This window comes from Pseudoduganella sp. R-34, from assembly GCF_049904655.1.
Taxonomy (GTDB): domain Bacteria; phylum Pseudomonadota; class Gammaproteobacteria; order Burkholderiales; family Burkholderiaceae_D; genus Rugamonas.
This window is the reverse complement of record NZ_CP184572.1, coordinates 4,692,298-4,710,826: the sequence shown is the minus strand read 5'-3', so window position 1 is coordinate 4,710,826 and position 18,529 is coordinate 4,692,298. Positions and strand designations below refer to the sequence as shown.

The 18,529-nt window shown below is 61.4% G+C and carries 21 protein-coding genes; 9 read left to right on the top strand and 12 right to left on the bottom strand.

Annotated features, from left to right (window positions below):
• Positions 1 to 103 precede the first annotated feature (103 nt).
• From ACN9MW_RS21470 to ACN9MW_RS21455, 4 genes are read right to left on the bottom strand one after another with little or no spacing between them, the layout of a single operon-like run.
• Positions 104 to 2,068, bottom strand: a complete 1,965-nt coding sequence (locus ACN9MW_RS21470) for an LTA synthase family protein (protein ID WP_426162552.1) — start codon at positions 2,066 to 2,068, stop codon at positions 104 to 106.
• A 4-nt stretch (positions 2,069 to 2,072) separates the two neighbouring features.
• The gene (locus tag ACN9MW_RS21465) at positions 2,073 to 2,876 is read right to left on the bottom strand and encodes a hypothetical protein (protein WP_426162551.1); all 804 of its coding nucleotides are present in this window, start codon (positions 2,874 to 2,876) and stop codon (positions 2,073 to 2,075) included.
• The gene (locus ACN9MW_RS21460; protein ID WP_426162550.1) at positions 2,870 to 3,523 is read right to left on the bottom strand and encodes a hypothetical protein; all 654 of its coding nucleotides are present in this window, start codon (positions 3,521 to 3,523) and stop codon (positions 2,870 to 2,872) included. The genes ACN9MW_RS21465 and ACN9MW_RS21460 overlap by 7 nt, the downstream gene beginning before the upstream one ends.
• The gene (locus ACN9MW_RS21455) at positions 3,520 to 4,719 is read right to left on the bottom strand and encodes an exo-alpha-sialidase (protein ID WP_426162549.1); all 1,200 of its coding nucleotides are present in this window, start codon (positions 4,717 to 4,719) and stop codon (positions 3,520 to 3,522) included. The genes ACN9MW_RS21460 and ACN9MW_RS21455 overlap by 4 nt, the downstream gene beginning before the upstream one ends.
• A 208-nt stretch (positions 4,720 to 4,927) precedes the next feature.
• On the opposite strand from ACN9MW_RS21455, the gene ACN9MW_RS21450 reads away from it, so the two are divergent.
• Positions 4,928 to 5,182, top strand: coding sequence for a hypothetical protein (locus ACN9MW_RS21450; RefSeq protein WP_426162548.1), 255 nt, complete (start codon positions 4,928 to 4,930; stop codon positions 5,180 to 5,182).
• A 14-nt stretch (positions 5,183 to 5,196) separates the two neighbouring features.
• On the opposite strand, the gene panC is transcribed toward ACN9MW_RS21450, so the two are convergent.
• The 4 genes from panC to ACN9MW_RS21430 are packed head-to-tail and all read right to left on the bottom strand — an operon-like array spanning position 5,197 to position 8,253.
• Positions 5,197 to 6,036 carry a pantoate--beta-alanine ligase gene (panC, locus tag ACN9MW_RS21445; RefSeq protein ID WP_426162547.1) on the bottom strand — a complete coding sequence of 280 codons (840 nt, stop codon included), beginning with the start codon at positions 6,034 to 6,036 and terminating at the stop codon, positions 5,197 to 5,199.
• An 8-nt stretch (positions 6,037 to 6,044) separates the two neighbouring features.
• A complete protein-coding gene (locus ACN9MW_RS21440) occupies positions 6,045 to 6,965 on the bottom strand; it encodes a segregation and condensation protein A (protein ID WP_426162546.1) in 921 nt (306 codons plus the stop codon).
• A gap of 20 nt (positions 6,966 to 6,985) precedes the next feature.
• Entirely contained in the window at positions 6,986 to 7,195 is a 210-nt protein-coding gene (locus tag ACN9MW_RS21435; protein ID WP_426162545.1) for a DUF3460 family protein, read from the bottom strand.
• Between the two features lie 50 nt (positions 7,196 to 7,245).
• Positions 7,246 to 8,253 carry a porin gene (locus ACN9MW_RS21430; protein WP_426162544.1) on the bottom strand — a complete coding sequence of 336 codons (1,008 nt, stop codon included), beginning with the start codon at positions 8,251 to 8,253 and terminating at the stop codon, positions 7,246 to 7,248.
• A gap of 184 nt (positions 8,254 to 8,437) precedes the next feature.
• Here ACN9MW_RS21430 and ACN9MW_RS21425 point away from each other — a divergent pair, with 184 nt between their 5' ends.
• The 3 genes from ACN9MW_RS21425 to ACN9MW_RS21415 are packed head-to-tail and all read left to right on the top strand — an operon-like array spanning position 8,438 to position 9,722.
• Entirely contained in the window at positions 8,438 to 8,617 is a 180-nt protein-coding gene (locus ACN9MW_RS21425; protein ID WP_426162543.1) for a hypothetical protein, read from the top strand.
• Positions 8,618 to 8,646: 29 nt separating this feature from the next.
• A complete protein-coding gene (locus tag ACN9MW_RS21420; protein ID WP_426162542.1) occupies positions 8,647 to 9,549 on the top strand; it encodes a DMT family transporter in 903 nt (300 codons plus the stop codon).
• A gap of 35 nt (positions 9,550 to 9,584) precedes the next feature.
• The gene (locus ACN9MW_RS21415; RefSeq protein ID WP_426162541.1) at positions 9,585 to 9,722 is read left to right on the top strand and encodes a hypothetical protein; all 138 of its coding nucleotides are present in this window, start codon (positions 9,585 to 9,587) and stop codon (positions 9,720 to 9,722) included.
• A 10-nt stretch (positions 9,723 to 9,732) separates the two neighbouring features.
• Here the strand turns inward: ACN9MW_RS21415 and ACN9MW_RS21410 are convergent, their stop codons facing one another.
• A complete protein-coding gene (locus ACN9MW_RS21410; RefSeq protein WP_426162540.1) occupies positions 9,733 to 11,880 on the bottom strand; it encodes a TonB-dependent receptor in 2,148 nt (715 codons plus the stop codon).
• An 87-nt stretch (positions 11,881 to 11,967) separates the two neighbouring features.
• On the opposite strand from ACN9MW_RS21410, the gene ACN9MW_RS21405 reads away from it, so the two are divergent.
• Together ACN9MW_RS21405 and ACN9MW_RS21400 are read left to right on the top strand one after the other, a co-directional pair.
• Positions 11,968 to 13,125 (top strand): PepSY-associated TM helix domain-containing protein, encoded by a 1,158-nt coding sequence (locus tag ACN9MW_RS21405; RefSeq protein WP_426162539.1) that lies wholly within the window; start codon positions 11,968 to 11,970, stop codon positions 13,123 to 13,125.
• Positions 13,122 to 13,283, top strand: coding sequence for a hypothetical protein (locus tag ACN9MW_RS21400; RefSeq protein WP_426162538.1), 162 nt, complete (start codon positions 13,122 to 13,124; stop codon positions 13,281 to 13,283). The genes ACN9MW_RS21405 and ACN9MW_RS21400 overlap by 4 nt, the downstream gene beginning before the upstream one ends.
• Positions 13,284 to 13,363: 80 nt before the next feature.
• On the opposite strand, the gene tnpA is transcribed toward ACN9MW_RS21400, so the two are convergent.
• Positions 13,364 to 13,780: an IS200/IS605 family transposase gene (tnpA, locus tag ACN9MW_RS21395; RefSeq protein ID WP_426162537.1), complete on the bottom strand. Its 417-nt coding sequence runs from the start codon at positions 13,778 to 13,780 to the stop codon at positions 13,364 to 13,366.
• A gap of 21 nt (positions 13,781 to 13,801) precedes the next feature.
• Here tnpA and ACN9MW_RS21390 point away from each other — a divergent pair, with 21 nt between their 5' ends.
• The 3 genes from ACN9MW_RS21390 (at position 13,802) to ACN9MW_RS21380 (ending at position 15,550) form a co-directional block, all read left to right on the top strand.
• Positions 13,802 to 14,815 carry an RNA-guided endonuclease InsQ/TnpB family protein gene (locus ACN9MW_RS21390; RefSeq protein WP_426162536.1) on the top strand — a complete coding sequence of 338 codons (1,014 nt, stop codon included), beginning with the start codon at positions 13,802 to 13,804 and terminating at the stop codon, positions 14,813 to 14,815.
• Positions 14,781 to 14,978 carry a zinc ribbon domain-containing protein gene (locus ACN9MW_RS21385; RefSeq protein WP_426172265.1) on the top strand — a complete coding sequence of 66 codons (198 nt, stop codon included), beginning with the start codon at positions 14,781 to 14,783 and terminating at the stop codon, positions 14,976 to 14,978. Before ACN9MW_RS21390 ends, ACN9MW_RS21385 begins: the two co-directional genes overlap by 35 nt.
• 179 nt (positions 14,979 to 15,157) lie before the next feature.
• A complete protein-coding gene (locus tag ACN9MW_RS21380) occupies positions 15,158 to 15,550 on the top strand; it encodes a TonB-dependent receptor domain-containing protein (RefSeq protein WP_426162535.1) in 393 nt (130 codons plus the stop codon).
• Positions 15,551 to 15,800: 250 nt separating this feature from the next.
• On the opposite strand, the gene ACN9MW_RS21375 is transcribed toward ACN9MW_RS21380, so the two are convergent.
• The gene (locus tag ACN9MW_RS21375) at positions 15,801 to 16,280 is read right to left on the bottom strand and encodes a GNAT family N-acetyltransferase (RefSeq protein ID WP_426162534.1); all 480 of its coding nucleotides are present in this window, start codon (positions 16,278 to 16,280) and stop codon (positions 15,801 to 15,803) included.
• A 2-nt stretch (positions 16,281 to 16,282) separates the two neighbouring features.
• The gene (gene metG, locus ACN9MW_RS21370) at positions 16,283 to 18,448 is read right to left on the bottom strand and encodes a methionine--tRNA ligase (protein WP_426162533.1); all 2,166 of its coding nucleotides are present in this window, start codon (positions 18,446 to 18,448) and stop codon (positions 16,283 to 16,285) included.
• Positions 18,449 to 18,529: the final 81 nt, after the last annotated feature.

Below are 18,529 nucleotides of genomic sequence, written 5' to 3'. Positions count from 1 at the left end.
TCATCCCGGCGCCCGCTGGCGGGCGCGTCCCTCGATACGATCCATGCAACGAGGGGCAAGCTGTTGCTTGCCCCTCGTTGTCTTGCTTGCTACCTGTTTGTGCTTATTTAGCCAGGCGGTAGCGCTGTTCGCGGTAGAGCAGCGAAGGTGCGATCACGTGCGCCATTGCCTGCTCGAATTGGGCTTGCGTCGGCCTGGTCTCGTTCAGCTGCAACTCGCCTTTGGCAAAGTCGTAACGGCCAATCAGCGGCTCCTGGCTCGGACGCAGGATGGTCGCGGTATCGCCTTCGAGCCAGGTGAAGTAATTATCGAACTGCATGATCGCGCGGCCCGGCGTGGTGCTGTCCTTGACGAAGTCGCGCCCGATCATCGGGTGGGTGCTCGAGACGCCGATCATCGACAGCAGGGTAGGGCCCAGGTCGATCTGGCTGGCCAGGGTGGTGATGCGCTTTGGCGCCACGTCCGCGCCCAGGATCAGGCCCGGGATGTGGAACTTCTTGATCGGCATCAGGCTGTTGCCGTACACGCGGTTGTCATGGTCGGCCACGATCAGGAACACCGTATCTTTCCAGTAGTCCTGCTTCTTCGCCTCCGCAATGAATTTGCCCAGTGCGTAGTCGGCGTATTTGACGGCGTTGTTGACGGTTTGCTTGGCCGGGTCGTGCAGCTCGATCTTCCCATCCGGGAATTCAAATGGCTCGTGGTTGGAGGAGCTGAAGATCAGGCTGAAGAACGGCTTGTTCTGCGCGTGCAGGTGCTTGAGCCGCTCCAGTGATTTGTCGAACAGGTCTTCATCGGATGCGCCCCAGCTGCCGACGAACTTGGGCTGCATTTCGCTGCGGTCCACCACGTTCTGGAAGCCGTTGCCGGTGAAGAAGCTGCGCATATTGTCGAAGTGCGCTTCGCCGCCATACACGAATTCGGTGTGGTAGCCCTGCTTGCCCAGGCCCAGCGCCAGGGTATAGAAGTTCTGCTGCGCCAGCGAGAGCTTGACGACGCTGCGCGCCGGCGTCGGCGCATAGCCCGCGACCACCGCCTCGATGCCGCGCACGGAACGGGTGCCGGTGGCGTACAGCTGCTCGAACCACCAGCCTTCATTCTTCAGTTTTTCCAACTCCGGCGTGACGGGCAGGCCGCCCAGCGATTGCACGAAGGTGGCGCCCAGGCTTTCCTCCAGCACGATCACCAGGTTGAGCGGCTTGGCGCGCTGGATGGCGGCTTGCTGCGCATGCAGGGTGGGCAGCTCCGGCTGCGTGAACTGGTAGTCGTGCAGCCATGGTGCGGACGTCACGATCGGGAAGACCTTCTCGCGCGGGAATTTGCCGTAGATTTCCGATGAGTTGGCTTCCTTGCGCATCGAGGTGATCGCATCGATCACCGACCACGGCGAGTTGATGATCAGCGAGTTCACCATGGCGTCGCCGGTCAGCGCGAACGTGGCCGGATTGGCGGGGCGGTGCTCCGTGGTGGAGCGGATCTGGAAGCCCACCAGCAGCACCAGCAGCGGCCAGGTCAGCAGCACCAGCTTGGGCGACCACATTCCGGTGCCGGCGGAAGCCGACTTCAGCATGCGGAATACCAGCACGGTCAGCAGGGCGGTACCGCCGATGCCAAGAATGACCGCCAGGCGGAAGCCGTTCCACAGGGTGGCGGCGACTTCCTTTGGATAGGACAGGTATTCGATGAACAGGCGGTTGGGCCTGAAATCGTACTGCATGATGAACTGCGGCGTGGACAGTTCCATGAAGATGATGAACAGCAGCGCCAGGCCGGCCCAGGTGACGCTGAACAGCTGCCACGCGCGCGCCGAATAGCGCTGGGCCAGGAAGGGCGCCAGCACGACTGGCAGCGCCAGCAGGTAGCCGAGCAGGATCAGGTCGGCGCGCACGCCTTGCACCAGGATTTCGCCCAGGATGCCGGTGGCGCTGACGCGCTCCCACTGCCAGGCCACCAGGCCAATGCGCGACAGCGACAGGATCACCAGGCCGGCGAACACCATCTGCACCAGGGTGGCGTAAGGACCTGCCCATTGGGTCAGGCGCGCGAGGCGGGCTGCAGTCCGGTTCATATTCTTAGCCCATCATGGCGCCGGCGCCGGCGCTGAGCAGCCAGGCGGTCAGCAGCAGGAATACCATCACGCAGCTGAACAGCTTGTCCACCAGGCGCGCTTCCGCGGTCTGCTGGAACACTGCAGGCTGGTTGTAGCCGAAGCCGAGGAAATAGGCGGCAAAGATGGTGGACATGTAGTGCACGGCGCCGAACAGTTCGCCCAGTTCGCCCTTGCGCGGATGGTCGATCAGCACATGCGACAGGGCCACCAGCACCAGGTAAACCAGGGAGACCGGCAGCGGCGGCAGGTACACGCCGAATTTTTCCACGAAGTTGCGCACGGCAGGGCGGGTGCGTGCCAGCAGCGGCAGGATCACGTTATGGGTCAGGCCGGCCAGCAGGATCATCTTCAGCATGATGGTCTTGTGGATGCTGCCGCTTTTGCCGATGGCCAGGTTATGCAGGTTGGTTTCGCCCTGGCGGTTGTTGTGGGCGAAGAACTCGGAAGACTGAACGTGCAGGATGCGCTGGAACCAGCTGATCTCTTCCATTGCCGCGGCCGCCACCAGCAGGCCCAGGCCAAGCATGCCGAGGGTGGCCAGGTCAAAGCCGCTGCGTTTCCAGCGTTCGACGCCGGCAAATACCAGCAGGCCCGCAGTCATGGCGAAGCACAGGAACTGCAGCCATTCGACGATGCCGTCTTCAGTCAGTACGCGCATCAGTTGTTCCGGCGATCCCTTTACCGACACAGCCAGTATCAGTGCGAAAAGATTGATGGCGATGCCGGTCAACAGGACCGGATGCGAATACCATTTACGATTTACCACTGAACTACTCCTTCATTGATTTTGTCTGATGCAGAATTGCGTTCCCGCTTGCGCCAGGCCCGCATCGCGAGCGTCAGCACGGCCCAGATCCACAGCATGGGATCGAGCAGCGCATCCCACAGGTTCCCGGTGGGCAGGCGCAACAAGGTGAAAAGGGCGAGGGCGCCCAACGCAGCAAAGGCTTGCGGACGCGAACGGCCCTGGATGATCCAGGCCACGCAGAGCGCCATTGCAGCCAGCGCACACAGTGGTGCCGCGCGCGGGCCGAAGCCCCAGAAATACATGCCGAGCGAGACCAGGCCCAGCGCGTCGAGATAGAGGATTGTACCAAGGAGCGCGATGACGCTGGCGAGAACAGGCGGCAAGACGCCCTGGGCCGGAGCTGGCCACCAGGGGTGGGCCAGCCGCACCAGGCAAAGACCAGCCAGCAAGCCGCTCGGCCACTGCAGCGCAAGGGCAATCCAGTAAGCGGGCGATAACTGCCCGGGCAGCAGCGTCAGGATCACCATGCAGCCCAGGAGCAGGGCCGAGGCGCGGCGCGACAGCTGGCGGGAAGCGGGGATCAACGCAGCAACCAGGGCTGCGAGCACGATCCCCCAAGCCAGCTTGCCATAAGCGTTCTGCAGGAGCAGGTCGGGAAGGGTCATTCAGAACCCCCATCGAAATCCAGCTCGATCACATGGTGGGCAATTGCTTCGCGGCGCGAGGTGTAGGTGATGTGCAGTTCATCGCCGACCTGGTGCAGGTCGGGATAGGAAAACTCTTCCCCGGCGCTGCCGTGGGCAATGTCGGTCACCTGAGTCCAATGGCGGCCGTCCTTCGTGGTCGACAGGCGCAGCACATTGCGGTCGGAGCCACCGGGCAGCACGTGGTTATGCAACAGGGCGATACTGCCGTTGCTAAGGCGCAGCGCGCTGAGGGAGGTGCTCTGGTTCGGCAGCGACAGCGCAGGCAGGTCGTCCCAGCTGACGCCGCCGTCGCTGCTGCGCGCATGCTGCACCCGCTGCTCGCGGCTCGCATCGCGCATCCAGGCGTGCACTTCGGACGAGGAGAAGGGAACAATGGTTGGCTGCAGCGTCGTGATGCGGCTGCCGATGCGCGAAATCCAGCGCGGGTCGCCGTTTGAGTCAAAGGCCAGCATCAGCGGGTATTTGATGCCCATCTCGAAATAGGCAGGCAGCAGCCAGCCGCCGTCGGCCAGGCCGACCGGTGTCGTGCGGACCAGCATGCTGGTATTGAACAGTGGCGACATCGGCAGCACGCGCTTGACCGTGAAGCTCTTGCCCAGGTCATCGGACACCATCTGGACCACACGCGATGCGGCCCATCCGCCAAGGCCAGTAGCCACCACAAACAGGTTGATATGCCCTTCCGGCGAGGCCCAGGCCACCGGATTGCCGACGCGGCGCACGCCGTAGCCGAGGGCGGCCGAGAGGGACTCGCGGCTCGCCACTTCCCACGGCTGGGCCCATGTATGGCCGTTCCAGTGCGAAGCATAGACCTTCACGTCCGGCCCGCTTTCGCGGCTGCCGGCCCACCAGAAGGCAGCCATGCGGCCGCCGGGCAGTGGCGTCATCGCGCTGGAATGCGCCATCGGCGCGTTGGGTGGGGTGGGAAGCAGTGTGGCGCTGCGGGGAATGAAGCTGACATTACCGTGCTGGGGCGGCGCGACCAGCATGGCCGGGTTGGCAGGGCGTGCATTGAACCAGCGCCTCGCCTCGACGCCGGCGGCAATGACCAGGATGGCGACGCACAACACCTTTGCATAAAGGGATGCGTTGCTGCTTCGGTCGTGGCTGCTGTCGCCCGTGGTAATGGCGCTAGCGCCCAACCGGAATTCCATCCTGTTCTTTCCTATTACTGAAGTTCAGTCTGCAAGTGAAAATTCACAAGTGGAGCATCGTACAATAAAGCAAGCTATTGTGGGAATTTTCTGATAGGGGTGAGTGAAGTCGCTAGGCGGCCAGTTGCGTCAAATCAACATTCAAAGTCATTAAGCGGAAATATTGTCTGCGTAGCATCAAGAACAGGCTAGCTTTGAGGGGGGGGCCATGTTCTTCATCCGTTACTGCTGGACCTTGCCACTCAAGGTGCAAATGGCAATTGGCATCGCGCTGCTTGCGGCGCTGGCATCGGCCCATGGCAGCAATGCCCAGGCCGATGAGTTTGCAGCACTGCATCAGGCGCGCTGCATGCAGCAGCCTGGTTTGCCTGCGGCCGAACTATGCGCGCTGCGCACAGTCCAGCTCGCTTCGCAGTTGCGCGGAGTGGAATTCGGCGACCAGGTCGCCGAAGCCTTGCGCTGACCGGCGGTGCCGGTTCAGATTTCGAGGTTGTCGATCAGGCGGGTGGTGCCGAGTTTGGCTGCGGCAAGCACCACCAGCTTTTCGCCTTGCGCCAGGTCGCCGGCGTTTGGCGGCTGCAAGTCGTTGCGCTTGCGGATCGAGATGTAGTCAGGCTTCCAGCCGCGCGCTGCCAGTTCGTCCATCGCCTTGTGCTCCAGCTGGAACACGTCGAGGTGGCCGCCGCGTACTTCATCTGCCACCTGGTTCAGCGCGCGGTACAGCGCAGGCGCTTCGGCGCGTTCGTCGGCCGACAGGTACATATTGCGCGAGGACAGGGCCAGGCCGTCGTCGGCGCGGTAGGTCTCGGCAGCGACGATCTCGGTCGGCATGCCAAGCTGGCGTGCCATGTTACGGACGATCATGAGTTGCTGGTAGTCCTTCTTGCCGAACACAGCCACTTTTGGCTGCACGCAGGAGAACAGCTTGGTCACCACGGTGCACACGCCACCGAAGAATCCCGGGCGGAACTCGCCTTCCAGCGTATTGCCCAGGCCGTCTGGCGGCTGTACGCGGTACTCCTGCGGTTCCGGATACATATCCTTTTCGGTTGGCGCGAACAGCACGTACACGCCTTCCTTCTCCAGCTTTTCCACGTCGGCCTGGAAGGTGCGCGGATACTTGTCGAAGTCTTCGTTCGGGCCGAACTGCAGGCGGTTCACGAAAATGGAAGCCACCACCGGGTCGCCGTGCTTGCGCGCCAGGCGCATCAGCGACAGGTGGCCTTCATGCAGGTTGCCCATGGTTGGCACGAAAGCGGTACGTAACTGGCCACTCAGCTGGTCGCGCAGTTCTTCGATATTGGAGATGATTTTCATAGTTTTTTTCAGGCAGGCGAATAAGCAAGGCGCACGTAAATCGGTGCGAACGGCTCCGCCTGGGTAATTTCAATCAGGGTTTCCTTGGCCAGCTCCAGCATCGCCACGAAGTTCACCACCACCACCGGCGGCGGCGATTCCGGGTTGAACAACTCGGTAAATTCGATGAAGCGGCTCGATTGGAGCTTGCGCAGGATGGAGGTCATGTGCTCGCGCACCGATAGCTCTTCGCGGGTGATCTTGTGGTGCTGCTTCAGCGTGGCGCGCTTCATCAGCGTGCGCCAGGCGTCCTGCAAGTCGACCACGGCCACTTCCGGCCAGGTGGGCACCAGGCTTTGTTCGATGAAGATCTGGGTGCGCACGAAGTCGCGGCCGACCTGGGGCAGGGTGTTCAGGTCGTAGGCGGCCAGCTTGATCTGTTCGTATTCGAGCAGGCGGCGCACCAGTTCCGCACGCGGGTCTTCCGCCTCCACGTCGAGGTCGTGCTGGCGCTGCGGTAGCAGCATGCGCGACTTGATCTCGATCAGCATGGCCGCCATCAGCAGGTATTCGGCGGCCAGCTCCAGGTTCGACTTGCGGATTTCCTCCACGTAGCTCAGGTATTGCAGCGTTACCTGGGCCATCGGGATGTCGAGGATGTTGAAGTTCTGCTTGCGGATCAGGTACAGCAGCAAGTCCAGCGGGCCTTCAAACGCTTCGAGGATGACTTCCAGCGCATCGGGCGGGATGTAGAGGTCGTTCGGCAGTTTGAGCACCGGCTCGCCGTACAGGCGTGCAAATGCGGCGCCTTCGGCTTCCGCCGGGGCGCTCGCGTCGGGTGGCGCGTCGTCCGCGCCGCTGCCTGGTCCGCCTGCATCAGGCGGCAAATCCGCGGCGACGGCCAGTTCTGCCTGTTCGGCCTGTTCGTCCACCGCGTCTTTTGGCGACATGCTGTGTGCCGTCCCGGCTCTTATACCTTGTTCTGGTACACGTAAGCCTGTTGCTTGACGGTCGAAGCCTTGTTACGGGCCTGTTCGTCCAGCGAAGTCATTGGCTTGTCCCACAGGATGGCGCGGCCGGCTTGCTGGCCAGCTTCCATTTGCGGGTTCTTGGCCTTCAGGTCCTTGATGAACAAGGTATGGTCGGACTCGTATTTGTGATTCTGCTTGAGGAATTTCATATTGTGAAAATAACTGGGTTCAGCAACGGACATTTTACCGTCTTTTCTCGTCAGAAACGATGCCGGATGCCAGCTACGTAGGTATTTCCCTTGCTAGCGTTGCTAATCTTGTCGTACATCAGCACCGCATACAGGTCGGTGCGCGGCGAAACGTTGTAATCGTAGCCGGCGGCGCCGGTGTCGCGGTGGAATTCCGGCACGACTTTGGCTTTCTCCGTCAGGCGTGACCAGGCCACCATCCAGCGTCCCGCGCCGCCATGGGTTGGGATGGTGAAGCCGGCGTGCACCGAATGGGCGTCGCGTTCGCTGACCTTGGCCTGGTGGTCGGAATAGGAAGCGAACAGCTTGATTGCCTTGAAGTCATAGGAAGCCGCGGCCAGGTAGGTCCGTTGTTCCGGCACTGCAGCGCTCAGGCCTGGTCCAAAGCGCACGTTCACTGCACCCACCGTCACAGCCAGTTCCTTGCCGGCATGTTTGGCGACTGCCGCCCAGTTGTTGTTATGGGCACCGGGCTGTTCGCCAAGCGAGTACTGGGCGACGAACGTAGTGTCATATACCGGGTTGGAAGCATATTGGATCGAGTTGCTCCAGCCGGTATCGCCCAGGGTCGCGTTGCCGCCGACCGCGGTATAAATCTGGTTGATCAGCGGCGAAAAGCGGGTCGAGGGCCCGAACGGGTTGATCTGGCCGGCGGCGACAAACAGGGGGTTGGCAATGCGCCCCAGGCGCACCAGACCAAAATCGCCGGCCAGGCCGACGTTGGCATTACGTGCAAATATTGCCTCGCCGGGGAAGCGGCCTGCCTCGCCTGTATCGCCGCGGAAGAAGCCTTCGATCTGGAACTGGGCTTTCAGGCCGCCGCCCAGCGCTTCCGTGCCGGAAAAGCCGTAATAGGAGGTGATCATGCCGCCGCTGTTGACCGCGTTCACGGCCTGCGGCGCGCTGGCAGTCGCGGTGCGGCCGGCGAAGGCGTCGACCACGCCGTAGATCGTGACCTGGGTTTGCGCCGAAGCGGCGAAGGGAAGGATGAGGGTGATGGCTGGGAGCAGTCGTTTCATGGATACCTTCTTAATATTGTTGTTTAGGCCTCGTGCTGCGCCCCCATTGTCACTGCTGCCCAGTCCGCCGACAAGTGAATCTTCCCCGGGCGTGGGCGCGGAACCACGCGCCGGTTTGCCAGCGCACAGACTTGCAACTGTGCGCAAGCGACAGTGACGGCTCGATTCGGCAAAGGAGACCGCCATGACCCAGAGCAAACAACTCAGCAAACAGAACCGCCAAGCGGTGCAGAACGTCGAGTCCGACCAGACGGGCAACAGGAACACCGCCAAGCGCAACACGAAGAACGAGCAGTCCCGCACCAAGGCCGGTAGCGACGAGGGCGCGGGTGGCGGGGCAAAACAGAAGGCCAAGCGCGGTTAGTTCAGAAATAGCGTATCCTTGCGGGCACAATGAAAGCCCGCACAGCGATACTCCTGACCATACCGCCACTGCTTTGGGCAGGGAATGCGATCGTCGGGCGCCTGGTGGCACACGACGTGCCGCCGATCCTGCTCAACTTCCTGCGCTGGGCAATTGCGTTTATCTTGCTGCTGCCATTCGCCGGGCCGATTTTCCGCCGCGGCAGTGGCCTCTGGGCCAACTGGCGGCGCTTCACGTGGCTGGGCTTGCTCGGCATCGGGCTCTACAACGCGCTTCAATACCTCGCCCTGCAAAGTTCCACGCCAATCAATGTGACACTGGTGGCGTCAGGCATGCCGGTCTGGATGATGCTGACCGGCTGGCTGTTTTTCGGTGCTGGCGTCTCGCGGCGCCCGGTCGCCGGTGCTGTGTTGTCCATTGCCGGGGTGTTATTGGTATTGGCGCGCGGCGAATGGACCCATTTAATGGAGTTGCGCCTGGTGGCCGGCGATATATTCATGATCCTGGCAACGATTGCATGGTCCTTATATAGCTGGCTGCTAACCCGCACTACGGGACCTGCTGATATTCGCGGGCATTGGGCGAGTTTCCTGCTGGCGCAAGTGGCATTTGGCGCGGCTTGGTCTGGATTATTTGCCGCCGGCGAGGCTGTCATTTCCGCGGCTGTTATTCACTGGAGCTGGCCTTTATTCGCCGCGCTGCTGTATGTCGCAATCGGGCCGGCGATTATCGCTTTTCGGTGCTGGGGCGCCGGCGTTCAACAGGCTGGACCGGCAGTCGCGGCATTCTTTGTCAACCTGACGCCATTATTTACTGCATTGCTGTCGTCCTTGATTCTCGGGGAAGCGCCGAAAATTTATCACGCCATCGCATTTATCCTGATTATCGGCGGGATTATTGTTTCCTCCGGCCGTGCGCCAGCCCGGCGTTGAATCTGATAATTTCAAATTTTCCGCCGGAGGTTGCCATGCGTATCCTCGCTCCTGCCGCGCTGGTCGCGGCACTCCTCGTTTCCGCCTGCCAGAAGCCGCCGCCCAAGCCGCCCAAGCCCATAGCAGCGCTGGAAGTCGGGGGCGGCCAGTTATTGGCGCAATCAAGCCAATAATTGGCGTATATCAGAAATCGATGCTGGCCGAAACGGTTGCTGTGCGCGGCGCGCCGGCAACCAGGTAGCCGGCGCCGGGATAACCGCCCGCCGATGCCCAGTAATGATGGTCGAAGGCATTATCAAGGCGGACACGGAAGGTCACGTCTCGGTCGGCAATACGGGTTGTGTAATTCAGGCCCAGGTCAATGCGGTTCCACGACGGTAATTGCTGCTGGTTGGCGCCATCGGCAAATTGCTTGGACGTATAAACCGCCCGTGCATTGAATGTCAGGCCAGGCACTGCATTCAAATCCCATTCGCCGCCGATATTCAGCTGGGTTTTCGGTACCCCAATGACGTCCTTGCCCTGGTTAATGGCGCCGGCGGTGCGGCGCTGTTCGGCATCCAGCAGGGTCAGGCCGCCCAGCAGGCGCACGCCGCGCATCGGATTGCCGAATACCGATAATTCCAGGCCGCGATTGCGCTGTTCACCGAAAACGCCGAAATGGCGGTTTTCGACATAAGCCGACGGCATGCCGGTGGAAAATACCGCGGCGCTGAATCCCAGCGAACCGGTATCGAATTTCACGCCCAGTTCCTTCTGCCGCGACGTGTAGGGTGCGAAAGTTTCGCCGACATTATCGATGTCGGTGCCTGAGGCGACCGGGCCCTGCTGCAAGCCTTCGATGTAGTTGGCGTAGAGCGACATCCCTTTGGCCGGTTTGAAAACAATGCCGGCCATCGGCGAGACGGCGCTTGCGTCGTAGGCCGCATTTTCGGCGCCTGTGTTGTAGTCGTAGCCAAACACCTTCATCGACTGGTGGCGGATACCTGCGGTCAGCAGCCATCGGCCCTGGTCAAGCGACATGGTGTCGGCAAGGGCGTAGCTGGACAGGATGCTCTTGCTGGTGACCAGCGGCTCATCCATTTTGCCGCCAGTGAAGAAATTGGCGGCTGGCGCTGCCACGTCCACCGGGCGGTAAATATTGGTCGCAAACCCGGGGAAGAAGTTGCTCATTGCGTAAGCGTTCTTCGACTCCTGCCAATAGCCGGATAAAGTCGCGCTCAGGCTGTGGCTGATGGCGCCGGTTTGCAGCTTGCCGCGCAGGCCGGCCTCGCCCGTGCGCACGCTGTCTTTGCGGGCATTGTCGAAACGGTACATGGTGGCGCTGCCGTCGCTGGCGCTGACTGTCGGCGAAGCGAGGATATTGAATTCCTTGCCGCTGCGGACACCCAAGGCGGCCCAGGCCACGGCGTCTTTGGCCAGGTCGATTTCGCCGCGCAGGGTGCCGAAGGTGTCGCGCTCTTCCGAAGTGGTCCAGTTTTGCGCAAAATTGGACGAGGCATCGGGAGCGACCGGCAGGGCAATGCCGGGCGCCACGGTCACACTTGGACGTGCCCCGGTCAATTCGTGCGATTGGTGGCCGATGTCTGCCGACAGGCGATAGCCATTGCCACGATAGTCCAGGCCCGCTGACAGCACGCTCAGCTCGCGGCCCTCGCGGTCGATCGCAGTGCCGCCATCGCGGCGTACGGCATTGATGCGCAGGCCGGTGCGCTGCTCGGGCCCGAAGCGGCGCCCCAGGTCCAGTGCTGCATAGCCCTGGCCTCCAGATTCGGCGCCAATCGTCAGTGATGTCAAGTCGCGGTTGCCGGCGCGCTTGGGCAGCAGGTTGATGGTGCCGCCGATGCCGCCGCCGCCCGGTTGGGCGCCGTTGATGAAAGTGTTCGCGCCACGGAAGACTTCCACGCGCTCCAACAACTCGGAGGCGACAAACTGGCGCGGCAGCATGCCGTACAGGCCGTTATATGCCAGGTCGTCAGAATTGACGGCGAAGCCGCGGATCACGTACAGCTCCTGGTAATTGCCGAAGCCGCGCGCCACCCGCACGGACGGATCGTTCTGCAGCACGTCGGCCACCGACCGTGCCTGCTGGTCCTGGATCAGGGCCTGGGTGTAGTTGGTGGTATTGAACGGCGTGTCCATCATGTCCATGTTGCCCAGCAGGCCGAGGCGGCCGCCGCGAGCGACCTGGCCGCCGGCATACGCCTTGGGCAGGCCTTCGGCCGAGGCGTCGGCGGAGGCGCTGACGACCACGGTCTGCATGTCCTCGGCGGTTGCTGGACTGCTTGCCAGGATGGCGGCTGCGAAGGCGAGGGGAGTGAGTTTGTACATGGAAGACTAGCCAAAATTAGTTGCTGAATGTAATATCTTAGACGAAATGCGAATCGTTCGCATTTGCATAGTTTAACAATTGCCCCGATGAGCCCGAAAATTACCCGCCGCTGGGCGTGGATCCACAAATGGAGCAGCCTGGTCTGCACCGTCTTCATGCTGCTGCTTTGCCTGACCGGGCTGCCGCTGATTTATCACCACGAGATCGGCCATGTGATGGGCTACGAGACGGAAGCGCCGGAAATGCCGGCAAACACCCCGAAAGCCAACATCGACGACATCATCGCGGCAGGCAAGGCCCTGTACCCCGGCAAGATCATGATGTACATGTCGCAAGAGGCCGATGAACCGAACATCTGGAACCTGACCTTGGGCGACCATCCGACCGACGAGAACTTCAAGCCGGTCGCGGTCGATGCGCGCACGGCCAAAGTCCTGGCGCAACACAATTTCGAGGACACCTTCCTGGGCGTGATGTTCCATCTGCACGTGGACCTGTATGCGGGCCTGTGGGGCAAGCTCTTCCTCGGTTTCATGGGCTTGCTGCTGGTCGTTGCAATCATTTCCGGCGTGGTCTTGTACGCGCCGTTCATGCGCAAGCTCGATTTCGGCACGGTGCGGCGCGACCGTGCTCCGCGCCTGAAATGGCTGGACATGCATAACCTGCTGGGCATCGTGACGCTGGTTTGGGCGCTGGTGGTGGGCGCGACCGGCATGATCAATACCTGGGCCGACTTGCTGCTCAAGTACTGGCAGGTCACGGAAATGGCGGAAATGGTGGCGCCCTACAAGAACCTGCCACCGCCGTCCACGCTGGCGTCGATGCAGGATTCCATGCAGCGCGCCCTGGCGGCCGAACCGGGCATGAAGATCGGCTTTATCGCCTTCCCGGGGACGCCATTTACCAGCGCGCATCACTACGGCATCTTCATGCGCGGCGACCAGGCGCTGACGTCGCGCCTGTACAAGCCGGTGCTGGTCGATGCGCAAACGGCGCAGGTCACCGATAACCGCGACTTGCCGTGGTACCTGACCGCGCTACTGATTTCGCAGCCGCTGCACTTCGGTGATTACGGCGGCCAGGCCATGAAATTGCTGTGGGCCTTGCTCGACATCGCCACGATCATCGTGCTGGGCAGCGGCCTCTACCTGTGGCTCAAGCGCGGCGTTGTTGCGGGCGCCAACGCGGCCCCCGCCGATATGGCGGAGGTACCGGCAGTCGCGCTGGAAGGAGCCGGCAAATGAACTGGAAACTCTGGGGCGCCCCGATCGCGCTCGGTGTCTCGACCACCATCGGCCTGGTTTCCGCGCTGGTAGGGGATGGATGGCTGGACGCCATCTCCGCCGTCACCCTCGGGGCACCGGTCGCGGCCGGCATCTGGTACGGCTGGCGTCGTAGCTGAAATTCCTTGATCCAGGGCGCGGCAAAGCCCGCCGTTCAGGCCGGGGTCAAGAGCGCGGACGGCGAAGCCGTCCTGCACACTTAGTGTGGTGTCTTTTGCTGTTTGACGTACTGGCGAATCACCGCTATCGGCGCACCACCGCAACTGCCAGCAAAATAGGATGGTGACCACAAGGTGCCGCCCCATAGCTTCTGGCGGATACTTGGATAATGCTTTTTGCGGATCATCCTGCTCGAGACGCCTTTCAGGCTGTTGACCAAATGCGAGACGGCGACTTTGGGTGGGTAGTTCACCAGCAGGTGCACATGATCGTGTTCGCCGTCAAATTCCACCAGCTCGGACTCGAAGTCTGCGCAGACGTTGGCGAAGATCGGGCGCAGGTCTTCCAGGATATCCTTGGTAAAGACATCGCGGCGATATTTTGTCACAAAGACCAAATGGACATGCATCATGAAGACGCAATGCCTACCGTGCCTGAGGTCGCTTGAAATGGCCATAGACCAAAATATACTGAATCCATGGAGCGTCTTCAAGCCTACAAATTCGAGCTGAAGCCAAGCGGTGGCCAACTATCTCTCTTGCGCCGCTTCGCCGGCGCATGCCGCTACGTCTTCAACAAGGCGTTAGCACTGCAACAGGAGAATTACGCGGCCGGCAACGGCTATATCGGTTACGTGGCCATGGCGAGAAATTTGACGGCTTGGCGTCATGACCAGGAAACGCCATGGCTGCGGGATGCGCCATGTCACCCGTTGCAGCATGCGTTGAAACATCTCGACGCAGCCTTTCGAAACTTCTTTGCCAAGCGCACGGGCTGCCCCCGCTTCAAGCGCAAAGGCTGCGGTGATGCATTCCGCTACCCGGATCCGAAACAGATCAAACTCGATCAGGGCAATAGCCGCATCTTCCTGCCCAAGCTGGGCTGGCTGCGCTACAGGAACAGCCGTCAAGTCCTGGGGGAAGTGCGCAATGTCACGGTCTGCTGCGCAGCCGGTAAATGGTTTGTCGCTATCCAGACCCGGCGTGAGGTCGAAGAGTGTCTTCCTGCCGGTAAAACAGCCATCGGCGTGGACGTCGGCATTGTTCATCTCGCTGCCACGAGCGACGGGAAATTCGTCGAGGCAGCCAATAGCTACAGGAAGCATCTAAAACGCCTGTCTCTGCTCCAGCGTCGCATGAGCCGCAAGGTGAAATTCAGCAGCAACTGGCAAAAGGCGAAAGCCGGTGTGCAGAAGCTCCACGCCCGCATTGCCAACCTTCGTAAAGACGTCTTGCACAAGGCCTCCACGACGATCAGCAAAACCCACGCGATCGTCTGCATCGAGGATCTGCAGATTGGCAATATGGTGCGTTCGGCCAAAGGGACATTGCAGCAGCCTGGACGAATGGTTGCTCAGAAAAGCGCCCTGAATCGTCGCATCCTGGACCAGGGATGGGGGGGAATTCAGGCGACAGCTGGAATACAAGCTGGCCTGGCGGGGCGGCATATTGCAGGTCGTGCCGCCGCGGCATACAAGCCAGACTTGCCCTAGCTGCGGACATGTGTCGCCAGAGAACCGGCGAACGCAAGCGAAATTTAAATGTGTCGCATGTGCTTATGAAAATCACGCCGATATGGTTGGCGCGATCAATATTTTAGAGCGGGGACTCCGCTTGTTAGCCTGTGGAGAGCGGAGCAGTCAGGCCGCCCGATGAAGCAGGAACCCGCCGAATCGACCTGGATGCTTTTGCGTTCAGGCGACGTAGGAATTCTCCCCCTTCCCGGCCGAGTGGCGGGCGAACGTCAGTGAGAGGGGGAGGAGGTCAACCAGCTTAAGCGGGAAAGTGGCGGCTTAAAACTAGAGTGAGATTCATTCTCATTTGCGTTGAAAGCCATGACCCGTTTCAGCCCCACCCAGATCTCCCTGGCCGTTGCCGCCGCATTCCCCGCCTGCTCCGCTTTTGCCGATGACTCCCAAGTACTGCCGCAAGTGGATGTGCATGCGGCGGCGGAGCAGGGCTATGCCCAGCAGTCGACTTCGACCGCCACCAAGCTGGGTGTGGTGTATCGCGACAGCATTTACACCTCGACGGCCAATACCGTGATCCTGCCATCGTACACGCGTGTGGATGGCGCGCTGTTCTACAGCTTCGGCAGCGACTACCGCCTGCAACTGAACGTCGAGAACCTGCTCGACAAGAAGTACTACGCTTCAGCGCACGGTGACAACAACATCATGCCCGGCGCCCCGCGCAGCTACAAGCTGTCCCTGAACGCCAAGTTCTGACCCGGCCGGCCTGTTACTCCCGTCCGGCTCTGCGGGCGGGAGGGCACTGGCGGCGCGTGTACAGGAACGACCAGATTGAAACGGAAACTCCGACCGTAACGCCAATGGCTCCGATTGCAAACACCAAATAATTCAACATTGCAGCCTACCTCACGAGGTGATGGAAAGTTGCCAGGCAAAGTAATGCGGACGCAGAGGTGCTTAGATCGCCCGTTCGCCTTTCTCCAACCATGATTAGAGTATAGCGCTGTCAGTGGCGCAGCAGGCGGCGCATGACCAGCGGCGCTGGTTCCAGCGGGTTGGCGTGGGAGTATTCGAGTTCCTCGGCCAGGGTGAATTCGTAGGCAGTGTAGAAGTCGATCAGCTTGGGCTGGTCGCTGCGCACGGCGAGGCGCAGTTCTTCGATGCCGGCGGCCAGGGCGTGATGGATCACGGCTTCCAGCAGGTGCTGCGACAGGTTGGTGCCGCGGTAGTCGGCTACCACGCCCATGCGCAGGATTTCCCACACATCAGGCTCCGCATCGAGCGGCAGCCAGCGCACGGAGCCGATCGGCGTGTCGCCGTCGAGCAAAATAAAACCGCCGCCGTCGCGCAGGTGGTCGGCGACGTAGACGGCGGTTTCACGGTGTCCGCTGGAGGTGACATTGACCTTGCCGGCCCACGCTTTGCGCGTGAGCTCGGCGATCAGGGGCGCATCTTCAGCAGTTGCTTCGCGGACGATTATGTCCATGCTTAGCTGATGCGCATGCCCGGCGTGGCGCCCGGCCATGGGTTGAGGATGTAGATGCCAGGATTGGCCTTCTCATCGACCGCCGAGGCGGCCATCACCATGCCTTCCGAGACGCCGAACTTCATCTTGCGTGGCGCCAGGTTGGCAACCAGGACGGTCAGCTTGCCGACCAGGTCTTCCGGCTGGTACATCGACTTGATGCCGGAGAAGACGTTGCGGTGGCGGCCTTCGCCCGCGTCCAGCGTCAGGCGCAGCAGCTTGTCGGAACCTTCCACGTGTTCGCAGTTGACGATCTTGGCAATACGCAGGTCGACCTTGAAGAAATCGTCGACCGAGATTTCAGGGGCGATGACTTCGATGCCGGTTTCGGTGACGGCAGGGCCAGCAGGAGCCTTGGACTTGGCGGCTTTCTCAGGCTTGGCTGCGGCGGCTGCAGGAGCGGCGGCGGCCGGCGCAGGCGCGTCGAACAGGTCCTCGATCATCTTGGCGTCCACGCGGGTCATCAGGTGGCTGTAGGCGCCGATGGTGCGGCCAAGCAGCGGCTGCCATGCGGCGCCCGATGCCACCGAGGTATCGGCCCAGGTGTAAGCGGCATCGTTCAGGAAGGTGCGCACATTGCTTGCAACGCCCGGCAGCACTGGCGACAGCAGGATGGTCAGCTGGCGGAACAGGATCAGGGCAGTGGTGCAGACGTCGTGCAGTTCGGCCAGCTTGGTGTCGTCCTTGGCCAGCACCCACGGCTTGTTCTCGTCGACGAAGCGGTTGGCCACGTCGGCAATTTCCATGATTTCACGCAGGGCCTTGCCGAATTCGCGCGCTTCGAAGTTGGCGGCGATGGAGGCCTGGCGCTCGCTGCCGTCTTCGCCAACCAGGGCTTTCTTGATCCATTCCTGCGAGGATGCGGACAGTTCGGAAGCCAGCTTGCCGTCGAACTTCTTGGCAATAAAGCCAGCGCAGCGGGAGGCGATGTTGACGAACTTGCCGATCAGGTCAGAGTTCACGCGCGCCACGAAGTCGTCGCCGGTGAAGTCCAGGTCTTCGACGCGGGAGTTCAGCTTGTAGGCCAGGTAGTAGCGCAGCCATTCCGGATTCATGCCCAGGTTCAGGTAGCGCAGCGGCGAAATGCCGGTGCCGCGCGACTTGGACATCTTCTCGTTGTTCACGGTCAGATGGCCGTGCACGGCAACCTTCATGCGGTCGATGGTCGGGTGCTTGGCAAATTGCAGCATCGCAGGCCAGAACAGCAGGTGGAAGGACACGATGTCCTTGCCGATGAAGTGGATCTGTTCCGTGCCCGGATCGGCCAGCAGCGCGTCGTAGTCGATGCCTTTCTTGCCGCAGTAGTTCTTCAGCGAAGCCAGGTAGCCCACCGGCGCGTCCAGCCAGACGTAGAAGTATTTGTTCGGCGCGTCAGGAATCGGGATGCCGAAGTAGGGTGCATCGCGCGAGATATCCCAGTCGGCCAGCTTTTCGCCCGCTTCGCCCAGCCACTCGGAGACCTTGTTCACCATTTCTGGCTGCAAACGGCCCGGGGTGTTCAGCCAGTCGCGCAGGAACTCGAAGCAGCGCGGGTCTGACAGCTTGAAGAAGTACTGTTCCGAAGGCTTCAGGATCGGGGTGGCGTTGGTGAACACCGAGTACGGGTTGATCAGGTCGGTCGGCTGGTAAGCAGCGCCGCACACTTCGCAGTTGTCGCCGTACTGGTCCTTGGCGTGGCACTTCGGGCACTCGCCCTTGATGTTGCGGTCGGCCAGGAACATGCCCTTGACCGGGTCGAAGAAGCGGTCAACGGTCTTGGTCTGGATCAGGCCAGCGTCGCGCAGCTTGCGGTAGATGCCTTGGGACAGTTCCACGTTTTCCGGCGAATCGGTGGAATACCAGTTATCGAAAGCGATATGGAAGCCGTCCAGGTACTGCGGGCGGCCGGCGGCGATCTTCGCCACGAATTCCTGCGGGGTGATGCCTTCTTTTTCAGCGGCGATCATGATCGGGGTGCCGTGGGTGTCATCGGCGCCCACGAAGTGCACTTCGCGCAAACCGTCGCCCTCGGCCTGCATTCGCTGGAAACGGACCCAGATGTCGGCCTGGATGTACTCCATCATGTGGCCGATGTGGAAGGCAGCGTTTGCGTATGGCAGGGCAGTGGTGACGAACAGCTTGCGAGTCATAATTGATGCGCTTGTAAGGTGGATAAAAAGAGCATTTTACCAGCGGATGCGCTAGACTGCGCCATCACCAATGGAGAATTG